Annotated in this window: 21 protein-coding genes, 4 tRNA genes and 3 rRNA genes; 6 read left to right on the top strand and 22 right to left on the bottom strand. The window is 46.8% G+C overall.

Translation table 11 applies throughout. The features are described from left to right. Positions 1-153: 153 nt before the first annotated feature. The 4 genes from GZK95_RS11795 to csdA all read left to right on the top strand — a co-directional run bounded on the left by GZK95_RS11795 (position 154) and on the right by csdA (position 3,775). On the top strand, positions 154-939 hold the full coding sequence (locus GZK95_RS11795) for an outer membrane protein OmpK (RefSeq protein WP_075706806.1): 786 nt from the start codon (positions 154-156) through the stop codon (positions 937-939). A gap of 128 nt (positions 940-1,067) precedes the next feature. Next, on the top strand, positions 1,068-1,949 hold the full coding sequence (gene panE, locus GZK95_RS11800) for a 2-dehydropantoate 2-reductase (protein ID WP_075716267.1): 882 nt from the start codon (positions 1,068-1,070) through the stop codon (positions 1,947-1,949). A 15-nt stretch (positions 1,950-1,964) separates the two neighbouring features. Next, positions 1,965-2,564, top strand: a complete 600-nt coding sequence (locus tag GZK95_RS11805) for a DJ-1 family glyoxalase III (RefSeq protein ID WP_075706804.1) — start codon at positions 1,965-1,967, stop codon at positions 2,562-2,564. Next, positions 2,564-3,775, top strand: coding sequence for a cysteine desulfurase CsdA (csdA, locus tag GZK95_RS11810; RefSeq protein WP_075716268.1), 1,212 nt, complete (start codon positions 2,564-2,566; stop codon positions 3,773-3,775). Before GZK95_RS11805 ends, csdA begins: the two co-directional genes overlap by 1 nt. A 98-nt stretch (positions 3,776-3,873) precedes the next feature. Here the strand turns inward: csdA and ndk are convergent, their stop codons facing one another. The 11 genes from ndk to trmJ form a co-directional block, all read right to left on the bottom strand. Beyond that, a complete protein-coding gene (ndk, locus tag GZK95_RS11815) occupies positions 3,874-4,299 on the bottom strand; it encodes a nucleoside-diphosphate kinase (RefSeq protein WP_075706802.1) in 426 nt (141 codons plus the stop codon). A 69-nt stretch (positions 4,300-4,368) separates the two neighbouring features. Further along, a complete protein-coding gene (gene pepB / locus GZK95_RS11820; protein WP_075706801.1) occupies positions 4,369-5,655 on the bottom strand; it encodes an aminopeptidase PepB in 1,287 nt (428 codons plus the stop codon). A 152-nt stretch (positions 5,656-5,807) separates the two neighbouring features. Then, positions 5,808-6,002: a Fe-S cluster assembly protein IscX gene (gene iscX / locus GZK95_RS11825; RefSeq protein ID WP_075716269.1), complete on the bottom strand. Its 195-nt coding sequence runs from the start codon at positions 6,000-6,002 to the stop codon at positions 5,808-5,810. A 115-nt stretch (positions 6,003-6,117) separates the two neighbouring features. After that, positions 6,118-6,456: an ISC system 2Fe-2S type ferredoxin gene (gene fdx / locus GZK95_RS11830; protein WP_075706799.1), complete on the bottom strand. Its 339-nt coding sequence runs from the start codon at positions 6,454-6,456 to the stop codon at positions 6,118-6,120. Between the two features lie 11 nt (positions 6,457-6,467). After that, complete coding sequence (hscA, locus tag GZK95_RS11835) at positions 6,468-8,321, bottom strand: Fe-S protein assembly chaperone HscA (protein ID WP_075716270.1); 1,854 nt, start codon at positions 8,319-8,321, stop codon at positions 6,468-6,470. 20 nt (positions 8,322-8,341) lie between these two features. After that, a complete protein-coding gene (gene hscB, locus GZK95_RS11840) occupies positions 8,342-8,857 on the bottom strand; it encodes a co-chaperone HscB (protein ID WP_075706797.1) in 516 nt (171 codons plus the stop codon). Between the two features lie 60 nt (positions 8,858-8,917). After that, entirely contained in the window at positions 8,918-9,241 is a 324-nt protein-coding gene (gene iscA / locus GZK95_RS11845) for an iron-sulfur cluster assembly protein IscA (protein WP_075706796.1), read from the bottom strand. A gap of 66 nt (positions 9,242-9,307) precedes the next feature. Further along, positions 9,308-9,688: a Fe-S cluster assembly scaffold IscU gene (gene iscU, locus GZK95_RS11850; protein ID WP_005592829.1), complete on the bottom strand. Its 381-nt coding sequence runs from the start codon at positions 9,686-9,688 to the stop codon at positions 9,308-9,310. A 44-nt stretch (positions 9,689-9,732) separates the two neighbouring features. Beyond that, entirely contained in the window at positions 9,733-10,947 is a 1,215-nt protein-coding gene (locus tag GZK95_RS11855) for an IscS subfamily cysteine desulfurase (protein WP_075716271.1), read from the bottom strand. Between the two features lie 30 nt (positions 10,948-10,977). Continuing rightward, complete coding sequence (gene iscR, locus GZK95_RS11860) at positions 10,978-11,484, bottom strand: Fe-S cluster assembly transcriptional regulator IscR (RefSeq protein WP_075706794.1); 507 nt, start codon at positions 11,482-11,484, stop codon at positions 10,978-10,980. A gap of 115 nt (positions 11,485-11,599) precedes the next feature. Continuing rightward, a complete protein-coding gene (trmJ, locus tag GZK95_RS11865; RefSeq protein WP_075716272.1) occupies positions 11,600-12,328 on the bottom strand; it encodes a tRNA (cytosine(32)/uridine(32)-2'-O)-methyltransferase TrmJ in 729 nt (242 codons plus the stop codon). Between the two features lie 177 nt (positions 12,329-12,505). Here trmJ and suhB point away from each other — a divergent pair, with 177 nt between their 5' ends. Continuing rightward, positions 12,506-13,309 carry an inositol-1-monophosphatase gene (suhB, locus tag GZK95_RS11870; RefSeq protein WP_075706793.1) on the top strand — a complete coding sequence of 268 codons (804 nt, stop codon included), beginning with the start codon at positions 12,506-12,508 and terminating at the stop codon, positions 13,307-13,309. Between the two features lie 57 nt (positions 13,310-13,366). On the opposite strand, the gene GZK95_RS11875 is transcribed toward suhB, so the two are convergent. The 11 genes from GZK95_RS11875 to rluD form a co-directional block, all read right to left on the bottom strand. After that, positions 13,367-14,128, bottom strand: coding sequence for a hypothetical protein (locus GZK95_RS11875; RefSeq protein ID WP_075716273.1), 762 nt, complete (start codon positions 14,126-14,128; stop codon positions 13,367-13,369). A gap of 704 nt (positions 14,129-14,832) precedes the next feature. Beyond that, positions 14,833-14,909, bottom strand: a tRNA-Trp gene (locus GZK95_RS11880). Positions 14,910-14,944: 35 nt separating this feature from the next. Then, positions 14,945-15,021: transfer RNA gene (locus GZK95_RS11885), tRNA-Asp, on the bottom strand. Between the two features lie 42 nt (positions 15,022-15,063). Beyond that, a 5S ribosomal RNA gene (gene rrf / locus GZK95_RS11890) occupies positions 15,064-15,179 on the bottom strand. A gap of 91 nt (positions 15,180-15,270) precedes the next feature. Continuing rightward, positions 15,271-18,160 (bottom strand): 23S ribosomal RNA (locus GZK95_RS11895). A gap of 270 nt (positions 18,161-18,430) precedes the next feature. Beyond that, positions 18,431-18,506 (bottom strand) — tRNA-Ala (locus GZK95_RS11900). A 42-nt stretch (positions 18,507-18,548) separates the two neighbouring features. Continuing rightward, positions 18,549-18,625: transfer RNA gene (locus tag GZK95_RS11905), tRNA-Ile, on the bottom strand. A 64-nt stretch (positions 18,626-18,689) separates the two neighbouring features. Next, a 16S ribosomal RNA gene (locus GZK95_RS11910) occupies positions 18,690-20,242 on the bottom strand. Together the 16S, 23S and 5S rRNA genes with 4 tRNA genes alongside form the textbook arrangement of a ribosomal RNA operon. Positions 20,243-20,710: 468 nt before the next feature. Continuing rightward, on the bottom strand, positions 20,711-23,284 hold the full coding sequence (gene clpB, locus GZK95_RS11915; RefSeq protein WP_075710973.1) for an ATP-dependent chaperone ClpB: 2,574 nt from the start codon (positions 23,282-23,284) through the stop codon (positions 20,711-20,713). A gap of 117 nt (positions 23,285-23,401) precedes the next feature. Beyond that, on the bottom strand, positions 23,402-24,127 hold the full coding sequence (gene pgeF / locus GZK95_RS11920; protein WP_075713574.1) for a peptidoglycan editing factor PgeF: 726 nt from the start codon (positions 24,125-24,127) through the stop codon (positions 23,402-23,404). A gap of 2 nt (positions 24,128-24,129) precedes the next feature. Beyond that, the gene (rluD, locus tag GZK95_RS11925) at positions 24,130-25,107 is read right to left on the bottom strand and encodes a 23S rRNA pseudouridine(1911/1915/1917) synthase RluD (RefSeq protein ID WP_075710977.1); all 978 of its coding nucleotides are present in this window, start codon (positions 25,105-25,107) and stop codon (positions 24,130-24,132) included. 130 nt (positions 25,108-25,237) lie between these two features. Here rluD and GZK95_RS11930 point away from each other — a divergent pair, with 130 nt between their 5' ends. Then, positions 25,238-25,963, top strand: coding sequence for an outer membrane protein assembly factor BamD (locus GZK95_RS11930; protein WP_075710979.1), 726 nt, complete (start codon positions 25,238-25,240; stop codon positions 25,961-25,963). Positions 25,964-25,998: the final 35 nt, after the last annotated feature.

Below are 25,998 nucleotides of genomic sequence, written 5' to 3' on the forward strand. Positions count from 1 at the left end.
GCGTGATCAAGATCTCTCTGTTTTTATATTTTTGCAGCAAACAGCACTTTCATTTGAGAGAAATATCAATATTATTCCCACCCACAGCAGGCACAGCAACAGTTGTGCAACACAACTATAAACATCACGTTTCACACAGAAGAGAGTTCACTTATGCGTAAATCACTTTTAGCTCTTGGCGTCGTAGCGGCAGTGTCAGCAGTGCCAGCTCAAGCTGAATACCTATTTGGTTTTGGTAGCATGTATATTGACTACCAAAAATGGGGACAAGGTTTCGGCAACGACGCTTCAAACTTTGGTCAAGAAATCTCCGAACGCGACCAAGCGGTTATTGGCATCGAAGGTGGGGCTGTATTCGATTGGGGTCAAATTTACGGCTTCTACGACTATGAAGGTATCGACCGTGCTGGTGATGACAGAGGTGCATCACTAAAAGGTACTATCCACTACAACCTAACTGAATCAGGTGTGAGCCTTTATGCTCAGGTTTATAACACCGACAAAGATAAGAACCCTGTTCTGCACGAGCAAAACCGCGTTCTTGGTCTTGGTTACACAGGCCTTAAAGGCGATGGATGGGGCTTTACGCCATTTATTGGTTTCCACCAAGTCAACACTGAAGGCGGTGTAAGTGGTAGTAATGGCGGTATGTTTGGTTACGTTGGTTACTACAACACTGATATTGGCGGTCAAAACTTTACGTTCTCAACTTGGAATGAACTTGAGTTCGCGCGCAACGATGAATATGCAGCAATTCAAAGTACTGACTTCGCATCTGGCGTAGATTCTGAAAGCTGGGGTCTAAATGGTAGCCTAAATGCAATGTGGAACGTTACTGACCATATCTCAACGGGTATCCTTTACCGTTACACAGTCAACAAACTCGCACGTAAAGACTACCAAGATATCTTAATCTACCGTATTCAATACAATTTCTAAGCAGTGTGGAACAACCACATATATTGAGTATCAAGCAAAAGGCACCTTAGGGTGCCTTTTCTATTGGCTTTCCCTAGTGATGGCATTATCCTCTGACATCAATATTAAGTTGGTTAGATAAGCTTACGATGAATTTTACCGTGGTTGGTCCTGGTGCAATTGGTTCACTATGGGCAAGTTACTTAAAAGATGCAGGACACCACATATCGCTGTGGAGTCGGCAAACCGCAAATCAAATAGTGATCAAAAGAGATCATTGCCTTGCCAACACTTTCACCAACAATGATCCCAGCTCAGTAATGAACGCGGATGTTATTCTGGTGACACTCAAAGCACCGATTGTTGAGCAAGTGCTTACTCAGATGAAATCCTACATTAACTCTGATGCGATTATTGTGTTGATGCACAACGGCATGGGCACCGCAGAGGCGATAAAAACGCACTTACCGGATAATCCACTACTCCTCGCAACCACGACCCACGGAGCCTATCGCCCGTCGAGTGATTTGGTCAGCCACACCGGGCGGGGCAAAACTCTACTCGGCGCAGCCAATCAAAAAGGTCAGCAATGTGAGTTTCTAGTTGAGGTGCTCAACCATGCTCTTGCAGACGTGGCGTGGCATCATAATATTGATCAAGCGTTATGGAACAAGCTGGCAATTAACTGTGCGATAAACCCTCTGACTGCAATACACCAAATCCGCAATGGAGAGTTAGCACAGCCGCAATATCATGCTCAACTCACCGCCATTGTCAGCGAGGTTTGCGCGGTGATAAACGCACAAGGCTTTAAAGCAGAGGAAAACAATCTGCGCCAAATCATTGATGAAGTCATTCTCGCCACCAGCCAGAATTTTTCGTCGATGGAGCAAGATATTGCCCATCAGCGCCCAAGCGAGATAGACTTTATCACTGGGTATGTCGTCAAGTGTGCTCATCAGCACAATATCGCGGTACCTGCCAATCAAGCCCTATATAACGCAGTAAAGCAAATTGAACAACGCTGGTAACGAGGCCACAGAGATATGAGCAAAAAAGTATTGGTACCCATCGCGACGGGTACGGAAGAAATGGAAGCGGTCACTGTTATCGATATCATGGTTCGAGCTGGCTACGACGTGGTGGTTGCAAGTGCTGAGTCTGATGGCGAACTGACGATGAAAGCCTCAAGAGGGGTAACACTCACTGCGGATTGTCGCTTGGTCGATATCGCGGATGACGAGTTTGATGCCATCATTCTTCCCGGCGGCGTTGGTGGTTCAGAAACGTTCCGTGACAGCACCGTACTTGTCGAAATCGTCCGCCAACAAATGTATGAAGGCAAACTGGTTGCTGCCATTTGTGCCGCTCCAGCCTTGGTATTAGCGCATCACAAGCTGTATCCAGAGGCATTAATGACTTGCCATCCCAACTTTGAAAGCCACATTCCAGCCAAAAACTGGCGCGTAAAACGCGTCACTTACGATGTGAATCACAACCTGCTGACCAGTCAAGGACCAGGAACCGCCCTTGAGTTCGCCATAGAAATTATCATTCGTCTTTCTGGTAAAGCCCATGCTTGGACCGTTGCAGAGCCAATGGTGACAATTCCAACACTTCATTACCACGAAATCGGTGAAGCCTAATGCTTGATATTGCATCTATTCGGGCGCAGTTTCCGGCACTAAACCAGCAAGTCAATGAACAAACCTTGGTGTATCTTGATAGCGCGGCAACCACACAAAAGCCACAAGTGGTTATTGATGCGATTAGCCAATACTACAGCGCGCAAAATGCCAATGTACATCGAGGCAGTCACAGCCTTACAGCCAAAGCCACCAGCCAGTTCGAAGCAGCTCGTCACTCCGTCGCTGAGTATATAAACGCGAGCAGCGATAAAGAAATCATTTGGACTCGCGGGGCGACTGAGGCACTCAACTTAATTGCCCAAACCTATGCGCGCAGTAACTTGCAAGCCGGGGACGAGATCTTAATCGGTGAGATGGAACATCATGCCAATATCGTTCCTTGGCAGATCGTCGCTGAGCAAACGGGTGCCCGAGTGGTAAAAATACCGATGACTGCAGAGTGTCAGCTAAATGAGCAAGCTTTCTCTTCACTATTGAATGAGAAGACCAAAATTGTTGCTCTTGCTCATACCACCAATGTCACCGGGACACGTCAGTCGATTGAGTCTTTTATTCAACAGGCTCACCATGTTGGTGCCGTTGTCGTCATTGATGCTGCTCAAGGTATCGTGCACGCTCCTATTGATGTGCAAGCACTCAATGCGGATTTTGTGGTGTTTTCTGGCCACAAGATTTTTGCTCCAGCCGGTATTGGGGTACTTTTTGGTAAGCTCGCCTTGCTCGAAGCTATGCCTCCTTGGCATGGCGGCGGAAAGATGGTTGAAAAAGTCTCTTTTGACGGCACCACCTACAGTCAATTGCCAGGCAAGTTTGAGGCGGGCACACCTAATGTTGCAGGAGCTATTGCACTAGCGAAAGCGCTTGAGTGGTATTCACAGTTTGATCGCAACCAAGTTGAAGAACATATTCAGCGCTTAGTTGAGCTGACCTATCATTCTCTACGACTGCATGACGATATCAAAATTATCGGCTATCAACCGAAAGCATCGTTGATTTCCTTTATCGTCGAAGGTGTCCACCATCAAGATGTCGCAACATTACTTGACCAACAAGCTATCGCTGTTCGCTCAGGGCATCACTGTGCTCATCCATTGATGGACGCGTTGGGCATTACCGGCACGATCCGTATTTCTTATGCGATTTACAACAATGAAGACGATGTAAAGCGCGTGGTTGCCGCGATAGATAAGTGTTTAGATATGTTATAAAACGACACTTTTGAAAAATCAAAAGAGCCTCAATTGAGGCTCTTTGCTTTGGATTTACCTAAACCACGTGAAGTCGCAGTTAGGATTGCTGTCGATGATTATCGAGGGCAGATTTCCGACTCAGGGAAAAAGAAAGCGATTTCACGCTCAGCCGATACAGGGCTATCTGAGCCATGAACTGAGTTGTGGCGCATACTCAATGCGTAATCTGCGCGAATCGTGCCACACGCCGCTTCTTCTGGGTTAGTTTTACCCATCAACTCGCGGTAACGTGCGATCGCATCTTCGCCTTCCAACACTTGCACCATAATTGGGCCAGAAGTCATAAACTCCTTTAATGACGGGAAAAATTCTTTACCTTCATGTTCCGCATAAAAGCCACTTGCTTGTTCTTCAGTCAGATGAATCATCTTCGCGGCGACAACTTGCAGGCCAGCTTTTTCGATACGATTGTAAATTTCACCGATTAGGTTACGTTTAACGGCATCGGGCTTAACAATAGAAAACGTTCTTTCTAGAGCCATAAGGTTTCCTTCTACTTCTCTTTTAATTATCAACTTGCAGTCTAACTGCTGCTCAACTTGTTGGTTTTATTATTGGGTCAAAATGCGAGCTAGTGTGCGCACACCCATTCCCGTCGCACCAGGTGCTAACTTAACAGTTGCTGACTTACGATACGTCCCCGCACAATCAAAATGCAGCCACCCTTTCTTGTAATCATCAACAAAGAATGACAAGAAAGCTGCTGCAGTGCTTGCACCAGGACTAAAGTCACCACTGCCAATATTTGAGAGATCGGCAAAGTTAGATGGCAACATGCCGCGGTGGAAATCTGCAAGCGGAAGTGGCCACAAGCCTTCTTTCTCTTCACGAGCAGATGTCAGTGCTTTGTGTGATAGCTCATCATCAAAGCTCATTAATGCATGGTAATCATTGCCTAGAGCGTACTTAGCTGCACCCGTTAGGGTTGCGCAATCAATGATAAGCTCTGGCTTTTGCTCACTGGCGTAAATAAGACCATCAGCTAACACTAAACGACCTTCCGCATCCGTGTTCATGATCTCAACGGTTTTGCCGTTTTTATAAGTAATAATGTCGCCCAACTTAAGCGCACGACCAGAGATCATATTTTCAGCGCAGCATAGGATCAATTTCACACGTTTATTCAGACCACGCATAATCGCAAGCCCTAAGCCACCAGTGATCGTCGCCGCACCGCCCATATCGGCCTTCATTGCCGTCATAAAATCCGATGGCTTAATGCTGTAACCACCTGAATCGAAGGTAATGCCTTTACCAACCAAACATGCGAACACTGGTGCGTTTTCATCACCCGTTGGGTTGAAGTCCAGTTGCAGCATGGCAGAGGTGCGCTCTGAACCACGACCAACGGCATAGATACCTTCCCAACCTTCGGTTAGCAGATCTTTATCTTTAACAATGCGAGCGGTTACAGTGCCTTCTGGGGCAACGGATTTAATAAATTCAGAAGCCATGGTTGCCAGCTGGCGCGGCGCGACTTCTTCTGCTGATTTGTTGATAATTTCACAAGTGAACTTTGTCGCTTTGATACGTGCTTCTAGTTCTGCTTGGTCTGCTTCATTAAGTGCAGGCCAATCGAAAGATGTACTGTTCTTAGGTTCACGGTAGCCTTGGTGGAAAGCCCATACGCTTTCAAGATCCCAGCCGTCACCAGCTAGTGATACACTCTTAATACCTTGAGTAACAAATTGGCGTGCCGCTCTTTGAATTGCACCAAGATCATGCCCCTCACCTTGATGGACAAATGCGCCTTGCTCTGAAAATGATACAATCGCTTTATCGCCCCATACTGGTGCTGCTTCTTCTTGGGTTAAAAATACCGACATCTGTGTAGACATGGTTTCTCCTTGTCTGAATCTTTGGCATTACCTGCCATCTACGTGGTGATGTTAGCATTATGTCAGGTAAAAATGTCAAATGGATAAAAAAACGGGCCTAAAGGCCCGCTTATTTTAATAAAAAATGTTAACTGAACGATGTTTTGTCAGAGTTAATCCGCTTCGTCCATCCAGCATAGAATTACCGCTTCTAGAATCTTTTCATTTGAACGATTTGGCTCATCATCAAACTCTTCAAGTTCTAAAATCCATTGGTGAAGATCGGTAAAACGTACCGTTTTTGGATCAATCTCTGGAAACTTATCGCAAAGCTCAATCGCAATATCATGTGAATCTGTCCATTTCATAACCAATTCCTTATGTAATTCTTCTTGCTCACATCCATCGATGTAAAATACGCAAAATAATTGGAGTTACAGCTTACGCAGTTAACAACGCTGCAGCTTCAAATATAACGAGTATTTAGTGATCTTCTGAAGCGTGGTTAAGGGTGTATTTAGGGATCTCGACAACAAGATCTTCATCCGCAACGCGCGCTTGGCAACCTAGACGAGATTCTGGCTCTAGACCCCATGCTTTATCAAGCATGTCATCTTCGAGTTCATCACTCTCTTCTAGTGAATCGAAACCTTCACGAACGATCACATGACAAGTGGTACAAGCACAAGATTTTTCACAGGCGTGTTCAATTCCAATGCCGTTTTTTAGTGCAACGTCTAGTACGGTCTCACCGCTAGCCGCTTCAAGTACTGCACCCTCTGGACATAGGTCTTCATGAGGTAAAACGATAATTTTAGGCATAACTTCTACTCTTAAATATCATCAACAGATTGACCTGACAACGCAGCTCGAATCGATTTATCCATACGACGTGAGGCAAACTCTTGGCTTGCTTTATCCGTCTCTTTAATTCCCAACTCAATCGCATCAGCATCATCGCCGTTGCGTAGTGCAATCAGGGCTTCAATCGCTTTGAGCAAATCTTGATTTTCTTGCTCAGACAGTAATTCGTCACCATCCATTTGTAGCGCAGCAATCAAGCCTTCGATAACACGATCAGCCTCAACACGTTGCTCTGCCAGAGCGCGAGCTTGCATATCTTCTTTAGCGTAAGTCATTGAGTCACGTAGCATGTCAGCGACTTCATTATCACTTAAACCATAAGAAGGCTTAACCTGAATTTCAGACTGAACGCCGGTACTCTTTTCCATAGCCGTTACGGATAGCAAACCATCAGCATCAACTTGGTAAGTAACGCGAATATGCGCGGCGCCTGCCGCCATAGGTGGAATGCCTTTCAGTGAGAAACGAGCAAGAGAGCGACAGTCGTCGACCATCTCACGCTCACCTTGAACAACGTGAACACTCATTGCAGTTTGACCATCTTTAAACGTCGTAAACTCTTGAGCGCGTGCCACAGGAATGGTGGTATTGCGTGGAATGATCTTTTCAATTAATCCACCCATGGTTTCAATGCCGAGAGACAATGGAATCACGTCAAGTAGTAGCATCTCTGAGTCAGGCTTATTACCCACCAGAATATCGGCTTGAATACCCGCGCCAATTGCCACGACTTCATCGGGGTTAATGCTAGTCAGTGGTGTACGACCAAAGAACTCGCCCACCATTTCTCGCACTAATAGCGTGCGAGTTGAACCACCCACCATCACCACTTCGTTAACTTCTTCAAGCTCAACGTCAGCGTCTTTTAACGCACGGCGACAAGACATCAGTGTTTTCTTAACCAGTGGACGAATCAGTTCTTCAAACTCAGCACGGCTCACTTCACCTTGCCAACCAAACACGTCGACAGTGACAGAATCTTGCTCTGAAAACGCTTGTTTGGTTTTTTGTGCCAGATTAAGCAAAGTACGATTTTGCTCCGCACTCAACGCTTCTGTCAGGCTGGCTTTCTCAAGCAAGAAATCGGCTAATAGATGGTCAAAATCGTCACCACCTAATGCAGAGTCACCTCCGGTCGCCAAGACTTCAAACACACCTTTTGATAGACGTAGAATCGAAATATCGAATGTGCCACCGCCAAGATCATAAACCGCAATAACACCTTCTTGACCGGAATCTAGGCCATAGGCTATCGCAGCTGCCGTTGGCTCATTAAGCAAACGCAATACATGTAAGCCAGCTAACTTAGCTGCATCTTTGGTGCCAGCACGTTGAGCATCATCGAAGTAAGCAGGAACGGTAATCACTACGCCTGCAAGCTCACCACCAAGTGTGTCTTCAGCTCGCAGTTTTAGCGCGCTTAGAATATCAGCTGAGACTTCGATTGGGTTTTTATCCCCTGCAGCAGTCGCAAGGATAGGTAAGCCATTGTCGCTCGCTTTAAGCTGATAAGGTAAAGATGGGTAACGCTGTTGAATATCGGTAAGAGAACGACCGATAAGGCGTTTAACTGAAATGATGGTGTTCGTTGGGTCAACTTCTGCACTCTCAAGTGCTTGATAACCTACTTGATGCGCTTCGGCAGTGTAACGTACTACGGATGGCAAAATTCGGCGACCTTGAGCATCTTCAAGAGGTGCGATGTTGCCACTACGAGCAGAGGCCACCAAAGAGTTGGTTGTACCTAAATCAATGCCCGCTGCCAGTTTGTGCTCATGAGGTGCCGAGCTCTGACCCGGTTCTGCAATTTGAAGTAATGCCATTATTATTCCTTGCTCTTGGGTTAGCCGAGTAGTTTATCTTCTACCAACTCGATTTCATTTTTTAGTTTGGCAATAAATTTAAGCTTACGAACGCTATCAGCAGCTTGTGACCATTGGGCTTGGTTTAATTGCTCTTCAACATTCACAAGTTGTTGTTTGTACATCTTGGATACTTTGCTATCAAAGTCAAACAGTGCCGATTCAGGATCTGCTGATGTAGCAAGTTCTTCTAATTCTTCACGAAGTTCCATCTGTTCCATCAAAAACATCGGATCTTGCATTGTCTGCTGCTCAGCTCGAATATCGGAGCCATTTTCAGCTAGCAGATATTCAGCGCGAGAGATTGGGTGCTTAAGCACTTGGTATGCATCATTAATTTGTGCCGCTTTCTGCACCGCCATTAAACGGTCTCGCTCTGAAGCCGTGGCAAAATTGTCTGGATGAAAGCGTTTTTGTAATTCGCGGAATTGAGAAGAAAGAAGGCTACCATCCAGTTCAAACTGAGTTGGTAGCCCAAATAATTCAAAGTGATTCATTTAAATCTGACCCTTGGTAACGTCTCTCCTGCCTGCTTTGCTCAAACAGGAGAGCAAGAATTAAACGTTGAAGCTCTCACCACAGCCACATTCGCTTTTAGCATTAGGGTTGTTGAACTCAAAGCCTTCATTCAACCCTTGCTTAATATAGTCAAGCTCAGTGCCATCAAGGTAAACAAGGCTCTTTTTATCAATGATAACGTTAACGCCTTTGTGCTCGAACACTTCGTCTTCTTCATTTACTTCATCGACAAACTCTAGTACGTAAGCCATACCAGAACAGCCTGTCGTTTTAACTCCAAGACGCAAACCAACGCCCTTCCCGCGGTTCTCTAGGAAAGCTCTTACTCGGCTTGCTGCTGCATCTGATAGTGTAATGGCCATACTGCACCTTGAATTTTGATATACCAATGAAATGGGAGCGACGCTCCCATTATTTAAACGTCAATTTTACTGATGTTTTTTCTTATAGTCAGCAACTGCTGCTTTAATTGCATCTTCAGCTAGGATTGAACAGTGAACCTTAACTGGTGGCAACTCTAACTCTTCAGCAATTTCAGAGTTTTTGATCGCTGCGGCTTCATCAATAGACTTGCCTTTCACCCATTCTGTCACTAGAGAGCTTGATGCGATCGCACTGCCGCAACCGTATGTTTTAAACTTCGCGTCTTCAATGATGCCCTCTGGCGTCACTTTGATCTGCAGTTTCATTACGTCACCACACGCAGGCGCACCAACCATGCCGCTACCTACTGATGGGTCTTCTTTGTCAAATGAACCAACGTTACGCGGGTTCTCATAGTGATCAATTACTTTTTCGCTATATGCCATAATTTTTACCTCGAATCCTCTACACCAATTGGGAAGCTAAGTGCTTAGTGGTGTGCCCACTCAACTGTACTTAGGTCAACCCCTTCCTTGTACATATCCCATAGAGGAGACATGTCACGTAGCTTAGTGACGGCTACGCGAATTTGTTCAATTGCATAGTCCACTTCTTCTTCTGTCGTAAAACGACCAAATGAGAAACGAACAGAACTGTGTGCCAATTCGTCATCAAGACCAAGGGCACGAAGTACGTATGAAGGCTCTAGACTTGCCGATGTACAAGCACTGCCTGATGATACAGCAAGGTCTTTAAGCGACATAAGCAGCGACTCACCTTCCACAAAGGCAAAGCTCACGTTCAGGTTGTGAGGAACACGTTGCTCTAGGTCACCGTTAACCGTCACAGCTTCTAAGTCTTTCACACCGTTAAGTAGGCGATTACGTAGAGTCATTGCGTGGTCGTAATCTTTCTGCATATCTTCTTTAGCGATGCGGAATGCTTCACCCATACCCACAATTTGATGCGTAGGAAGTGTACCTGAACGGAAACCACGTTCATGACCACCACCATGCATTTGCGCTTCAAGACGGATGCGAGGCTTACGACGTACATAAAGAGCACCGATACCTTTAGGACCGTAGATCTTGTGCGCAGATAGCGAGATGAGATCCACTTTTAGCTCTTGTACGTCAATTGGTAATTTACCTGCAGACTGTGCCGCATCGACATGGAAAATGATTTTACGTGAGCGGCAAAGCTCACCAATGGCCGCAATATCTTGTACCACGCCAATTTCATTATTCACATGCATGATAGAAACAAGCACAGTATCTTCACGCATCGCAGCTTCAAGCTTGTTTAGGTCAATCAGACCATTTGACTCAGGCTCAAGGTAGGTAACTTCAAAACCTTCGCGCTCAAGTTGACGACATGGGTCAAGAACCGCTTTGTGCTCTGTTTTACAAGTGATTACGTGCTTGCCTTTCTTTGAATAGAAGTGAGCAGCACCTTTAATCGCAAGGTTATCTGACTCGGTGGCACCTGACGTAAAGACGATTTCGCGAGGGTCTGCATTCAGCAGATCAGCAATTTGCTCACGAGCATTGTCGACTGCTTCTTCAGCTTGCCAACCGTAACGGTGCGAACGAGACGCAGGGTTACCAAACGTACCATCCATCGTCATGTACTGAACCATCTTTTCAGCTACTCGAGGATCTACTGGACAAGTTGCTGAATAATCAAGATAAATCGGCAGTTTCATTCTCTACTCCAATGTAACATTGCTGACCGCTCACGAGCGGACATTTAAATCCACAGCCGCACCGAATGCAGTGCGATTTGCTAGACCGTGGTTCACCGCAAGATCTATGTCTTGTCGGTCTGAAATTTCAATTACTTCGTTGTCTTGCATCAACTCACCAAGGGTGATGTTGTTTAGGAAGTCACTAATACGCGAGCTTAAATCGCGCCACAATGTGTGAGTTAGGCAACGTGTACCACCTTGGCAGTCTCCTTTGCCATTACATTTTGTCGCATCAACAGACTCGTCAACAGCCGCAATTACGGTACCAATGGCAATTGTGTGCGCATCCGCTCCTAGGCGATAACCACCACCTGGCCCGCGAACGCTGGCAACCAATCCGGCTTTGCGCAGCTTTGAAAATAGCTGCTCTAAGTATGAAAGCGAAATACCTTGTCGCTCTGAGATGTCTGCTAGCGGTACGGGACTCTGCTGTGAATGTAAAGCCACATCTAGCATAGCTGTAACCGCGTATCTTCCCTTAGATGTAAGTCTCATAAAACACCATATCCACATCGTTCATGTGGTAAGAAGTTTTTCATACCTGACAAAAATGGTCAAGTATTTATTTGACTAAAACAGTCAGGTATTTAACCCCAACCTTTATATGGTGTTAACGGCTGCCTATTTTTTTCTCTACGGCAGTCAAAATACCGCGCAACGTGTTTAGCTCTTGCGACTCTGGACGAGCTCGGTTGAACAAGCGACGCATCTTGTTCATCACTTTACTAGGCTGGTCTGCAGAAATGAATTGGGTATCAATCATCACTTTTTCAAGGTGTGTGAAAAACATTTCTAGCTCTTCGTGGCGCGGATAGGATTCTTCCGCTGGTTGGGCAAAGTTTTGCTTTTGCTGAGCTAAAAACGCCACGCGAATTTCATAAGCAATCGTCTGAACCGCCATCGCTAAGTTCAATGAGCTGTACTCTGGATTGGCTGGGATACAGACGTGGTAATGACACGTTTGCAGTTCGTCATTGGTTAAACCCGTGCGCTCACGCCCAAAGACGATGGCCACTTGGCTATGTTGACCTTCTAACGCACATTTCTCGCCACATTCACGAGGCTCAAGCATCGGCCACTCAAGAGTACGAGAACGTGCGCTCGACCCAACCACGAGAGCACAATCTTTGACCGCTTCTTCTAAACTATCAACAATCTGAGCATTCAGTGCAATATCACTTGCACCGGCCGCTAAAGCGATGGCTTGACCATCCACCTCACACTCAGGTGCGACAAGCACCATGTTGTTCAATCCCATAACCTTCATAGCACGAGCGGCTGAGCCAATATTACCGGAATGAGATGTACCAACGAGGACAACTTTAACGTTGCTGAGCATGAGAAATACCTGTACGAAATAAAGTGGCGAGATATTATCACATTGCAGAAAAAAATGGTTAAAGTGATTCATATTTGCTTGCCAATAGTGCAACAATTAACCACTTCCCTTTAGCGAATATTCTGTGTATACTTCGCGGCGTTTTTCTGTTCTTTAACATCCGTTGGGAAATTTTGTATGCATCCAATGCTTAATATCGCTATTCGTGCGGCACGAAAAGCTGGCAACCATATTGCTAAATCACTAGAAAATGTTGAGAAGATCGAATCTACTCAAAAAGGCACGAACGACTTTGTTACTAACGTAGACAAAGAAGCAGAAGCACTGATCATCGATACAATCAAGGCATCTTACCCTGAACACTGTATCGTGGCAGAAGAAAACGGTCTTATCGACGGTAAAGATAAGGACGTACAATGGATCATCGACCCACTGGATGGCACCACTAACTTCGTTAAAGGTCTACCACACTTCTCTGTATCTATTGCTGTTCGTATTAAAGGCAAAACAGAAGTTGCGTGTGTTTACGACCCTATGCAAAACGAACTATTTACTGCTCAACGCGGCGCTGGCGCGCAACTAAACAATGCACGTATTCGCGTTAAACAAGTAAAAGATATGCAAGGTACTGTTCTAGCAACAGGTTTCCCATACAAGCAAAAGCAACACTCAGAATCTTACTTCAAGATCCTATCTGCGCTATTCGTAGATTGTGCAGACTTCCGTCGCACAGGTTCTGCTGCGTTAGATCTATGTTACTTAGCTGCAGGCCGTGTCGATGGCTTCTTCGAACTTGGCCTAAAACCTTGGGATATCGCTGCTGGTGAGCTAATTGCTCGCGAAGCTGGTGCTATTGTGACTGACTTTGCAGGTGGCACAGACTACATGCAGTCAGGTAATGTTGTTGCAGCAAGTGCTCGCGGTGTTAAAGGTATCCTTAAGCACATCCGCGAAAACGGCAATGTAGCAATTCTAAAATAATCACTACCGTCACAGCTGATTAAACAAAGCCCCGCTCAAGTAGCGGGGCTTTTTGTATCAACTGATTCGAGTAAAGCGAAATGTTTGTAGCTTTTGCTCTTGCCCATCAATATAAGCATAACTATCAATCAACCAAACTTGATTGCCGACAAAACTGAGTTCTAGGCGTACATCTGACGAAGGGATATCGGCATAGATGACATCTTGTACATTGGATGGATAAAATGAAACTTTGCTTGCACCCTCGTTTGCATCACCAACAAAGTTAACCGAAACCTGTTTCGCCTGATTCGTTACTTGCATTTGATAACCTTCACTTTGTTGATAACTGAAGGATGCGCTGAGGTCTAACCCTTGCTGATTAGTGATCTTTACATCTGCTGACGAAAGTGACGCTAACTTGCCTTCAGCGGTTATTTGCCGATGCTCTGTCGTCACTATATGACTTTGAATATTCACGTTCCACTCACCAACAAAATTCTCTAACTGTTGCCAATTTTGCTGTGATTGCGTCTCGCTCTTACCCGTTCCTATCGTCCCAAGAGCATCATTGCGGCTATCATGACGAATATTGTCACGGTTACTTTGCAAATCTTGGCTTGCCCCCGCAACACCACCTGCAACACCACCGGCTATCGCCCCTTTTACGGCGAGGTCGGATTCTCCTGTTAAAGCTCCCATTGTTAAACCTAACAATGCTCCTCCAACAGCCCCCTGCTTGGTCGCAGCATTTGGGTCATCCTCACCAGGGGTAACACAGCCAGCTAGCAAAGGAATAGCAATAAACGATGTTAAAACTAGCTTGTTGTTTATTCTCATAGGACACCTCATCTTTTGAACTGGTTGTATGGTAAGCAACCACTGTCAGCAGAACTTCAGTGACTGTCAGGGCAGTTTCAGAGCGGACAAGAGAAATGTTACGGGTTGTTGCTAAAGATAGATAGGGAGAGGGAGAAGAGTAACAGAGTGTAGAGGAGAGAATCGAGAGCTACTTGCTTTGCGTCCCTGTATTACCGTCGGGACGCGTAGTCTGAGGCTTTAGAAAGACGTAAAAAAGCCCCGACATTTCTGTCGAGGCTTTCGAAGATGGCAGGAGTGGAAGATTCGACCGGGCTTGCGCACAAGCTCCCAACACTTGCTTTGCAAAAGCAACAAATGCAAAAAAGCCCCGACATTTCTGCCGAGGCTTTCGAAGATGGCAGGGGTGGAAGATTCGACCGGGCTGGCGCTCCAGCTCCCAACACTCGCTTTGAAAAAGCGATAGATGCGAAAAAGCCCCGACATTTCTGTCGAGGCTTTCGAAGATGGCAGGAGTGGAAGATTCGACCGGGCTTGCGCACAAGCTCCCAACACTTGCTTTGCAAAAGCAACAAATGCAGAAAAGCCCCGACATTTCTGTCGAGGCTTTCGAAGATGGCAGGGGTGGAAGATTCGACCGGGCTTGCGCACAAGCTCCCAACACTTGCTTTGCAAAAGCAACAAATGCAGAAAAGCCCCGACATTTCTGTCGAGGCTTTCGAAGATGGCAGGGGTGGAGAGATTCGAACTCCCAACACGCGGATTTGGAATCCGCTGCTCTGCCAATTGGAGCTACACCCCTATCTTCAGTTTTAAAGAGCTGAAACTCTGAATAAGTGGCGGAGTGGACGGGACTCGAACCCGCGACCCCCGGCGTGACAGGCCGGTATTCTAACCAACTGAACTACCACTCCGCAGTGGCTTACTCGCTATCAAGCAAGTGTCCATAATGTAAAGCCTGGCGATGTCCTACTCTCACATGGGGAAGCCCCACACTACCATCGGCGCTAATTCGTTTCACTTCTGAGTTCGGCATGGAATCAGGTGGGTCCAAATCGCTATGGTCGCCAAGCAAATTCTTTAATTCGGAAAGCTGGTTTGTGTTCTCTACACAATCAAGTTTTGTTCTTTCTTTGAGTCCATCAAAACCCCTTGGGTGTTGTATGGTTAAGCCTCACGGGCAATTAGTATCAGTTAGCTCAATGCCTCACAGCACTTACACACCTGACCTATCAACGTCGTAGTCTCCGACAACCCTTTAGGATACTTAAAGTATCAGGGAGAACTCATCTCAAGGCTCGCTTCCCGCTTAGATGCTTTCAGCGGTTATCGATTCCGAACTTAGCTACCGGGCAATGCGTCTGGCGACACAACCCGAACACCAGAGGTTCGTCCACTCCGGTCCTCTCGTACTAGGAGCAGCCCCTTTCAATTCTCCAACGCCCACGGCAGATAGGGACCGAACTGTCTCACGACGTTCTAAACCCAGCTCGCGTACCACTTTAAATGGCGAACAGCCATACCCTTGGGACCGACTTCAGCCCCAGGATGTGATGAGCCGACATCGAGGTGCCAAACACCGCCGTCGATATGAACTCTTGGGCGGTATCAGCCTGTTATCCCCGGAGTACCTTTTATCCGTTGAGCGATGGCCCTTCCATACAGAACCACCGGATCACTATGACCTACTTTCGTACCTGCTCGAATTGTCATTCTCGCAGTTAAGCGGGCTTATGCCATTGCACTAACCACACGATGTCCAACCGTGTTTAGCCCACCTTCGTGCTCCTCCGTTACTCTTTGGGAGGAGACCGCCCCAGTCAAACTACCCACCAGGCACTGTCCGTAACCCCGATTAGGGGTCGACGTTAGAACATCAACACTACAAGGGTGGTATTTCAAGGACGGCTCCACACATACTGGCGTACGTGCTTCAAAGCCTCCCACCTATCCTACACATGTAGGGTCAATGTTCAGTGCCAAGCTGTAGTAAAGGTTCACGGGGTCTTTCCGTCTAGCCGCGGGTACACTGCATCTTCACAGCGATTTCAATTTCACTGAGTCTCGGGTGGAGACAGCGTGGCCATCATTACGCCATTCGTGCAGGTCGGAACTTACCCGACAAGGAATTTCGCTACCTTAGGACCGTTATAGTTACGGCCGCCGTTTACCGGGGCTTCGATCAAGAGCTTCGACCTAAGTCTAACCCCATCAATTAACCTTCCGGCACCGGGCAGGCGTCACACCGTATACGTCATCTTACGATTTTGCACAGTGCTGTGTTTTTAATAAACAGTTGCAGCCACCTGGTATCTGCGACTCTCAATAGCTCCATCCGCAAGGGACTTCACCGTCAAGAGCGTACCTTCTCCCGAAGTTACGGTACCATTTTGCCTAGTTCCTTCACCCGAGTTCTCTCAAGCGCCTTGGTATTCTCTACCCGACCACCTGTGTCGGTTTGGGGTACGATTCCTTACAATCTGAAGCTTAGAGGCTTTTCCTGGAAGCATGGCATCAATGACTTCACTACCGTAGTAGCTCGACGTCGTGTCTCAGCCTTAAAAAGAGCCGGATTTACCTAACTCTTAAGCCTACGCACTTGAACCTGGACAACCGTCGCCAGGCCCACCTAGCCTTCTCCGTCCCCCCATCGCAATTGTAAGAAGTACGGGAATATTAACCCGTTTCCCATCGACTACGCCTTTCGGCCTCGCCTTAGGGGTCGACTTACCCTGCCCCGATTAACGTTGGACAGGAACCCTTGGTCTTCCGGCGAGGAGGTTTTTCACCCCCTTTATCGTTACTCATGTCAGCATTCGCACTTCTGATACCTCCAGCATGCTTTACAACACACCTTCAACGGCTTACAGAACGCTCCCCTACCCAATAACTAAAAGTTATTGCCGCAGCTTCGGTTTATAGCTTAGCCCCGTTACATCTTCCGCGCAGGCCGACTCGACTAGTGAGCTATTACGCTTTCTTTAAATGATGGCTGCTTCTAAGCCAACATCCTAGCTGTCTAAGCCTTCCCACATCGTTTCCCACTTAGCTATAATTTGGGACCTTAGCTGGCGGTCTGGGTTGTTTCCCTCTCCACGACGGACGTTAGCACCCGCCGTGTGTCTCCCGGATAGTACTTACTGGTATTCGGAGTTTGCAAAGGGTTGGTAAGTCGGGATGACCCCCTAGCCTTAACAGTGCTCTACCCCCAGTAGTATTCGTCCGAGGCGCTACCTAAATAGCTTTCGGGGAGAACCAGCTATCTCCAGGTTTGATTGGCCTTTCACCCCTAGCCACAAGTCATCCGCTAATTTTTCAACATTAGTCGGTTCGGTCCTCCAGTTGATGTTACTCAACCTTCAACCTGCCCATGGCTAGATCACCTGGTTTCGGGTCTATATCCAGAGACTGAACGCCCAGTTAAGACTCGGTTTCCCTACGGCTCCCCTAGATGGTTAACCTTGCCACTGAATATAAGTCGCTGACCCATTATACAAAAGGTACGCAGTCACAGGACAAAGCCTGCTCCTACTGCTTGTACGTACACGGTTTCAGGTTCTATTTCACTCCCCTCACAGGGGTTCTTTTCGCCTTTCCCTCACGGTACTGGTTCACTATCGGTCAGTCAGTAGTATTTAGCCTTGGAGGATGGTCCCCCCATATTCAGACAGGATAACACGTGTCCCGCCCTACTCGATTTCACTGAACACACATCGTCAACTACGGGACTATCACCCTGTATCGTCGGACTTTCCAGACCGTTCGTCTAACGTGTATAAAGCTTAAGGGCTAGTCCAATTTCGCTCGCCGCTACTTTCGGAATCTCGGTTGATTTCTTTTCCTCGGGGTACTTAGATGTTTCAGTTCCCCCGGTTCGCCTCGTTATGCTATGTATTCACATAACGATACTTACTTATGTAAGTGGGTTTCCCCATTCGGAAATCCCAGACTCAAGTGGCTTTTACTGCCTAATCTGGGCTTATCGCAAGTTAATACGTCCTTCATCGCCTCTGACTGCCAAGGCATCCACCGTGTACGCTTAGTCACTTAACCATACAACCCGAAGGAGTTTCGAGTTGATGTTCAAATCACCAAAGTTGTCTGCAATTTTTATACATGATGCAGACTCGATTTTGCCGGACTCAAATTCCAAGAACACTTGAATGTGTTTTTGTGTATTCATAAATGAATACTTTGAGAACTTTACAAACAACAATAAATTGTTGTTTTGTCAGCTTTCCAAATTGTTAAAGAGCTAGATTTTACTTTCTACTTAAAGAAAGAAACCATTTTTAAGAACACTTAATCAAATGTGCTTAGAGATGGTGGAGCTATGCGGGATCGAACCGCAGACCTCCTGCGTGCAAGGCAGGCGCTCTCCCAGCTGAGCTATAGCCCCATCAGGTGTTGATACTGTGTGCCAATTCCTTGGGATGGGAATTGGTGGGTCTGAGTGGACTCGAACCACCGACCTCTCGCTTATCAGGCGAACGCTCTAACCACCTGAGCTACAGACCCAGTATCGTCTCTTAATTACAAACCGTATCAATCTGTGTGAACACTCATCGCAATAATCATCGTATAAGGAGGTGATCCAGCGCCAGGTTCCCCTAGCGCTACCTTGTTACGACTTCACCCCAGTCATGAACCACAAAGTGGTGAGCGTCCTCCCGAAGGTTAAACTACCCACTTCTTTTGCAGCCCACTCCCATGGTGTGACGGGCGGTGTGTACAAGGCCCGGGAACGTATTCACCGTGGCATTCTGATCCACGATTACTAGCGATTCCGACTTCATGGAGTCGAGTTGCAGACTCCAATCCGGACTACGACGTACTTTTTGGGATTCGCTCACTTTCGCAAGTTGGCTGCCCTCTGTATACGCCATTGTAGCACGTGTGTAGCCCTACTCGTAAGGGCCATGATGACTTGACGTCGTCCCCACCTTCCTCCGGTTTATCACCGGCAGTCTCCCTGGAGTTCCCGACATTACTCGCTGGCAAACAAGGATAAGGGTTGCGCTCGTTGCGGGACTTAACCCAACATTTCACAACACGAGCTGACGACAGCCATGCAGCACCTGTCTCATAGTTCCCGAAGGCACCAAAGCATCTCTGCTAAGTTCTATGGATGTCAAGAGTAGGTAAGGTTCTTCGCGTTGCATCGAATTAAACCACATGCTCCACCGCTTGTGCGGGCCCCCGTCAATTCATTTGAGTTTTAATCTTGCGACCGTACTCCCCAGGCGGTCTACTTAACGCGTTAGCTCCGAAAGCCACGGCTCAAGGCCACAACCTCCAAGTAGACATCGTTTACGGCGTGGACTACCAGGGTATCTAATCCTGTTTGCTCCCCACGCTTTCGCATCTGAGTGTCAGTATCTGTCCAGGGGGCCGCCTTCGCCACCGGTATTCCTTCAGATCTCTACGCATTTCACCGCTACACCTGAAATTCTACCCCCCTCTACAGTACTCTAGTCAGCCAGTTTCAAATGCAATTCCGAGGTTGAGCCCCGGGCTTTCACATCTGACTTAACTAACCACCTGCATGCGCTTTACGCCCAGTAATTCCGATTAACGCTCGCACCCTCCGTATTACCGCGGCTGCTGGCACGGAGTTAGCCGGTGCTTCTTCTGTCGCTAACGTCAAATCCATACGCTATTAACGCATGAACCTTCCTCACGACTGAAAGTACTTTACAACCCGAAGGCCTTCTTCATACACGCGGCATGGCTGCATCAGGCTTGCGCCCATTGTGCAATATTCCCCACTGCTGCCTCCCGTAGGAGTCTGGACCGTGTCTCAGTTCCAGTGTGGCTGATCATCCTCTCAGACCAGCTAGGGATCGTCGCCTTGGTGAGCCCTTACCTCACCAACTAGCTAATCCCACCTAGGCATATCCTGACGCGAGAGGCCCGAAGGTCCCCCTCTTTGGCCCGTAGGCATTATGCGGTATTAGCCATCGTTTCCAATGGTTATCCCCCACATCAGGGCAATTTCCTAGGCATTACTCACCCGTCCGCCGCTCGCCGCCCATAAACGCACCCGAAGGATTGTTTATGTCGCTGCCGCTCGACTTGCATGTGTTAGGCCTGCCGCCAGCGTTCAATCTGAGCCATGATCAAACTCTTCAATTTAAGATTTTGTCGACTCAATGAATACTGAACATTACATAGTAATGTTTGAATTGACTGTGCTGCTATTTCTAGCAATGGTCACTTCGTTTCATTGAAATCTAATTTGAAGCCTAAGCTTCTAATTTGGATTATCATCAACGAGTGCCCACACAGATTGATAGGTTTATATTGTTAAAGAGCTTTGCTTTAAGCTTTCATCTCAAAGCGGACGGTCATTTTAGCGAGATAACCTTAGGAGTCAAATACTTTTTTCGGTTATTTCTCTGAAAGTTAATTTATTAACTTTCACCGTCTTGTTGTCTTGCTATATCGCTCGGTTTCCCGTGACAACGGAGGCGAATTATAGGGAGATAATTTTAACTGGCAATAGTTTTTTTCCACTTTTAGTTCGTTTGCGCGGATTTTAAACAAAACAGCCAAAACAGCAGCAAAAAAGGGGCTAAAAGCCCCTTTCCACTCTATTTATACTTACTGATGAGCAACGATTTGGTCATTATGCACAATCAGTTTGATGGTTTTATCCGGGACAACTCGACCCGACAAAATAGCCTTAGCCAGTGGGTTCTCAACACTTTGCTGGATAGCACGTTTTAATGGTCGCGCACCGTATACCGGGTCAAAACCAACTTGAGAGATCAAATCCAACGCTTTTTCTGATACTTCCATATGGAAACCACGCTCCTCCATTCGCTTAGATAGACGCAGCAATTGGATAGCAGCAATAGACTTAATATGATCCTGACCAAGTGGATGGAAAACAACACTCTCATCGACACGGTTAAGAAACTCAGGTCTGAAGTGTTTAGTCACCACTTCCATTACTTCGTTCTTAATACCTTGGTAATCCAGTGTATTAAAGTTCTCTTGAATACGCGCAGAGCCGAGATTCGATGTCATAATAACGACGGTATTACGAAAATCGACGGTTCGCCCTTGACCATCGGTTAAACGCCCATCGTCCAATACTTGCAATAAGATATTGAATACATCAGGGTGCGCCTTTTCTACTTCATCTAATAAGATGACGGAATAAGGTTTGCGTCTAACCGCTTCTGTTAAGTAACCACCTTCTTCATAGCCGACATAGCCCGGAGGTGCACCAACTAAACGCGCGACTGAGTGTTTCTCCATAAACTCCGACATATCAATACGCACCATGGCATCTTCACTGTCGAACATAAAACTAGCGAGCGTTTTACACAGTTCTGTTTTACCAACCCCTGTTGGGCCTAGGAATAAGAAGGAACCAATTGGTTTGTTCGGATCAGACAGCCCCGCTCGGCTACGGCGAATCGCATTCGACACTACCTCAACCGCTTCTTTTTGACCTATCACGCGTTTATGCAGTACCTGCTCCATACGCAGCAGTTTTTCTTTTTCTGCTTCGAGCATTTTGGATACTGGGATTCCCGTTTGCTTAGACAGCACTTCAGCGATCTCAGCATCAGTCACCTTATTGCGTAGCAACGTCATCTCTTGCATCTCTGCTTGAGTGGCTAAGTCCAGTTGTTTCTCCAACTCAGGTATACGACCGTATTGCAACTCTGACATACGACTTAAATCGCCAGCTCGGCGAGCAAGTTCCATATCAAGACGCGCTTGCTCCAGTTCAGACTTAATGTGCTGGGTGCCTGAAAGTGCGGCTTTTTCCGTATTCCAAACCTCTTCTAACTCAGCAAACTCACGCTCTTTCTCTTGCAGTTCTGAGTTGAGGATCTCAAGACGTTTTTCACTGGCATCATCTTGTTCATTGCTAAGCGCTTGCTGCTCAATCTTAAGCTGAATGATTTTTCGCTCTAGCTTATCCAGAGACTCTGGTTTTGAGTCCATCTGCATACGAATACTCGATGCTGCTTCATCAATTAAGTCGATGGCTTTATCAGGTAGTTGACGGTCTGAAACATAACGATGCGATAGGCTCGCTGCCGCCACAATGGCAGGATCAGTGATCTCTACATGGTGATGCAGTTCATAACGTTCCTTCAAACCGCGCAGAATGGCCACGGTGTCCTCAACGCTTGGTTCATCCACCAGCACTTTTTGGAAACGGCGCTCTAAAGCGGGATCTTTTTCCATATACTGACGATATTCATCTAAGGTTGTTGCACCCACACAATGCAGTTCACCACGCGCTAAAGCAGGTTTAAGCATGTTACCGGCGTCCATCGAGCCTTCACCTTTACCGGCGCCAACCATAGTATGAATTTCATCGATAAAGAGGATGATGTTACCCTCTTCTTTAGATAGTTCGTTTAAAACTGATTTTAAACGCTCCTCAAACTCGCCTCGATATTTAGCACCTGCGACCAATGCGCCCATATCTAATGACAATACGCGACGGCCACGTAAGCCTTCCGGCACTTCATTATTAATAATACGCTGGGCCAAACCTTCAACAATCGCAGTTTTACCCACGCCTGGCTCACCAATAATTACTGGGTTATTTTTCGTGCGACGCTGTAATACTTGAATAGTGCGACGAATTTCATCATCACGGCCTATCACCGGGTCAAGTTTGCCTTGCTCGGCGCGCTCGGTAAGATCGACAGTAAATTTCTCTAATGCTTGACGCATCTCTTCAGCATTTGGGTCATCAACCTTTTGCCCGCCTCTGACCTTATCAATTGCTTCACTGACTTTCTGCTCTGTGATGCCAAACTCTTTTAGCAATGCACCAAGAGGTCCTCGGTCTTCAATCGCAGCGAGGAGGAAGATCTCTGAAGAGATATAGGTGTCTTGGCGCTTTTGTGCCACTTTGTCACATAGATTAAACAGCGTGCCCATGCTGCCTGATAGTTGAACATCACCGCCGATACCACTTACCTTAGGTAAGCGATCCAACATTTCTCCCAACTTGGAACGCAACTGAGAAACATCAACGCTTAACATCGTCAACAGTGGACGGATCGGGCTACCATTTTGATCCATTAACGCCACCATCAAGTGGACGGGTTCAATGTATTGATGATCGCGACCTAACGCCAAAGACTGCGCGTCAGAAATAGCGATTTGGAACTTGCTAGTAAATCTGTCTAGACGCATTTCAACCTTCCTAAACTCAACTGAGGTAATTCTATTTCAGTATGAAAGATGGCTACGCTTAGGCAGATTTTCAAGGGAGCAGAAAGGAAAAAGGCTGACAAATGTCAGCCTTTAAGATTACTCAAGCCATATTAAACTGGCTTGCCGCCCTGTAACGCCATCGCGGCGATAAGAATAAAAGCGTTCTGGATCCGCATAGGTACACATACCACTGGCAAAGACTTGTTGAACACCGAGCTTATTTAAGCGCTGGGTTGCGATTTGATCCATGTTAGCCCACCATTTTCCCGCTTTACCTGTCGGCTTAAAAGCTATGCTCGCTTGCGAATCAGAATCGCAGAATGCTTGCAACACATCATCACCCACTTCAAAAGCCGAAGGACCAATAGCAGGGCCAAGCCAAGCAATCACTTCGCCGTCAAAAAGCTCTACCGCATTCTCAACAATACCGTGCGCTAAACCACGCCATCCAGCATGAACCGCGGCCACTTGTGTACCTTGAGTGTTAGTCAGTAGTACTGGCATGCAATCTGCTGTCATTGCTGAACAGACAACACCGGGTTGAGCGGTAAATACACCGTCTGCATCCAATATTTGGTCTGTTGGTTTGCTCACGACTTCCACATGAGTGGAATGCGTTTGGTTTAACCAAACAGGCGCACTGGGCATTGACGCTTGAACAACAAGAGATTGGCGATTTTCAAGTACCGCTGCTAATTCATCCCCAACGTGACTACCAAGATTTAAACCTTGATATGGTGCAACAGAACAGCCGCCGAGACGTGTGGTCGAAATGGCTTTTACCTGTTTTGGCACTTTCCACTTAGGGATAATTAGCGACATGGTTAGTACTCTTCTTCTAATCCGTGCTCTTGAGTATCAAGGCGCAATGCTTCGGTCATTGCAACCATATCATCTGGCACTGGAGCATGGAACTCAAGCTCTTCGCCTGTGATTGGATGCTCAAAACGCAGCATTACCGCATGCAGCGCTTGGCGGTCAAAACCACGAATCATATCCGTTAGCGCTTGCGTTGCTCCCGAAGGAATGCGCGCACGTCCACCGTAAGCGGCATCACCAAGCAATGGGTGCTGCAGGTAAGACATGTGAACACGAATCTGGTGCGTACGGCCAGTTTCTAGACGTAGGCGAATGCGAGTATGCTCACGGAAGTGCTCTGCGACACGATAATGCGTCACGGCTGGTTTACCCATAGGGCTCACGGCCATCAGTGTGCGTTTAGTCGAGTGACGACCAATTGGCTGATCAACCTTACCACCAGCGGTCATACGACCAATGGCAATCGCTTCATACTCACGAGTAATATTGCGCTTTTGCAGTGCTCGCACTAAACGGGTTTGTGCAGGCACGGTTTTCGCAACCACCATTAAACCCGTCGTGTCTTTATCTAGACGGTGCACGATACCCGCACGTGGTACTTCCGCAATATCAGGGTAATGATGAAGCAATGCGTTTAGCACTGTGCCATCTGGCGTACCCGCACCTGGGTGCACAACAAAATCACGCGGTTTGTTAATTACAATGATGTCATCATCTTCAAAGACGATATCCAACGGAATATCTTGCGCTTCCCAACGCTCTTCATCTTCAAGTTCCGCTTGCAGTGTGATGACTTCGCCACCCATTACTCTCGTTCGCGGCTTGGTAATCACCTCGCCATTAACTTGAACTTTACCCGCAAGCAACCACTCTTTGAGTCGCGAACGTGAGAAGTCGGCAAAAATTTCTGCGATAGCCTGGTCAAGACGTTGACCTAATTGACTATCTTTTACTGTATTGGTTAATTCAATCTGCTGAGCCATATCGAACTTTTTTAAAAACTGTGAGACTAATTGTCACTAGTATGGAAGAATATTGCTCCATTGTATCTGCTACCGACAAGAAAGTAACGGAAGCGAGAGAATTATTTACTTCAAGGAATCGACTCCTGACATGAAACAGCATACTTTATCTGGATTATTGGCACTTAGTTTACTCGTCGGTTGTTCCAGCAGCGAAGAGATTGTTCCAGATGTACCGCCATCAGAGCTTTACTCCGAAGCTCAAGAATTACTGCAACAAGGTAGTTGGACAACAGCCATCAGCAAACTTGAAGCGCTCGACTCACGCTACCCATTCGGAGCTTACTCTGAGCAAGTTCAACTTGATCTTATCTATGCTTATTATAAGAACAATGATTTGGCATTAGGCCTCGCTACAATCGAACGTTTTATTCGTTTAAACCCAACGAACGAAAAGCTGGATTGGGTTCTTTACATGCGTGGTCTGACTCATATGGCTCAAGACCGTAACTTTATGCACGATGTTTTCAACATTGACCGTAGCGACCGAGACCCAGAGCCAGTTAAATCTGCCTTTGCTGACTTCAAGAAACTCTTAGAGCGTTACCCGAACAGTCCTTACGCAGAGGATGCGCAGAAGCGTATGTATGCACTCAAGAACCGCTTGGCTAATTATGACCTTGCAACAGCGGATTTCTATCTGCGCCGAGAGGCGTGGATTGCAGCAATCAACCGCTGTCAAGAGTTGCAAAAAACTTACCCTAATACGGAAGCTGCGCGCCAATCTCTAGAGATCCAGTTAGAAGCATACGAGGAGCTTGGGTTGGAGGAAGCGGCAGAGCGCACTCGCCAGTTAATCAAGCTCAATCCGAGTTAAAAACTCGCTTCAAATAAAAAAACCGCTTCAATGAA

The organism is Vibrio panuliri (genome assembly GCF_009938205.1).
Lineage (GTDB): Bacteria > Pseudomonadota > Gammaproteobacteria > Enterobacterales > Vibrionaceae > Vibrio > Vibrio panuliri.